Raw genomic sequence first — 1,119 nt, 5'->3', positions numbered from 1 at the left:
TACTCCCCGGTATTCGGAGTTTGATTAGGATCAGTAAGACGGTGAGTCCCCATAGCCCATTCAGTGCTCTACCCCCGGGGGTATTCGGTCGACGCTCTACCTAAATAGATTTCGCGGAGAACCAGCTATCTCCAAGTTTGATTGGCCTTTCACCCCTAGCCACAAGTCATCCCGATCTATTGCAACAGATATGGGTTCGGTCCTCCAGTACGTGTTACCGTACCTTCAACCTGCTCATGGCTAGATCACTTGGTTTCGGGTCTAATGCAACGAACTGAACGCCCTATTCAGACTCGCTTTCGCTACGCCTACACCTACCGGCTTAAGCTTGCTCGTTACACTAAGTCGCTGACCCATTATACAAAAGGTACGCTGTCACCCAGAACAAATCTTGGGCTCCAACTGTTTGTAGGCATTCGGTTTCAGGTACTATTTCACTCCCCTCGTCGGGGTGCTTTTCACCTTTCCCTCACGGTACTGGTTCGCTATCGGTCATGCACGAGTACTTAGGCTTGGATAGTGGTCTACCCATGTTCAGACAGGATTTCACGTGTCCCGCCCTACTCAAGGACTTATATTCGTGTTGCGTGTACGGGGCTATCACCCACTCTAGCCAACCTTTCCAGATTGTTCCACTTTACTCATATAAGCCACTGGCCTGGTCCGCGTTCGCTCGCCACTACTAGCGGAGTCTCGTTTGATGTCCTTTCCTCCGGGTACTTAGATGTTTCAGTTCCCCGGGTTCGCTTCTAACCCCTATGTATTCAGAATTAGATACCTTATTACGATAACTAGAAAGTTGAACTGTTCTTGCTTGCGCTCCAACAATTCAAATTTTCTAGCTATCTAAGGTGGGTTGCCCCATTCGGAAATCGTCGGATCAAAGGGTATTCGCACCTCCCCGACGCTTATCGCAGCGTATCACGTCCTTCATCGCCTGTGCATGCCAAGGCATCCACCAAATGCCCTTAAGACACTTGATCACTCTCATTGCCAATATCCATCAAACTATTAAAGTCTGACGTTATCAGCAGAAAGACCAGCTTCTCGAGATACAATCGGTGGAGCGGTTAGGCGTCCAATCATAATGCAAGGCTTGAGCAAGCTCTTGCGACATCA

Annotated in this window: 1 rRNA gene; it reads right to left on the bottom strand. The window is 49.1% G+C overall.

Going from position 1 to position 1,119, the window contains the following annotated elements:
- A 23S ribosomal RNA gene (locus WH356_RS23970) occupies positions 1-983 on the bottom strand; the annotation flags it as partial.
- Positions 984-1,119: the final 136 nt, after the last annotated feature.

This window comes from Ochrobactrum sp. MYb379, assembly GCF_037479515.1.
Classification (GTDB): domain Bacteria; phylum Pseudomonadota; class Alphaproteobacteria; order Rhizobiales; family Rhizobiaceae; genus Brucella.
Note: the sequence above shows the minus strand (reverse complement) of the source record. Positions and strands in the feature narration are given on the sequence as shown.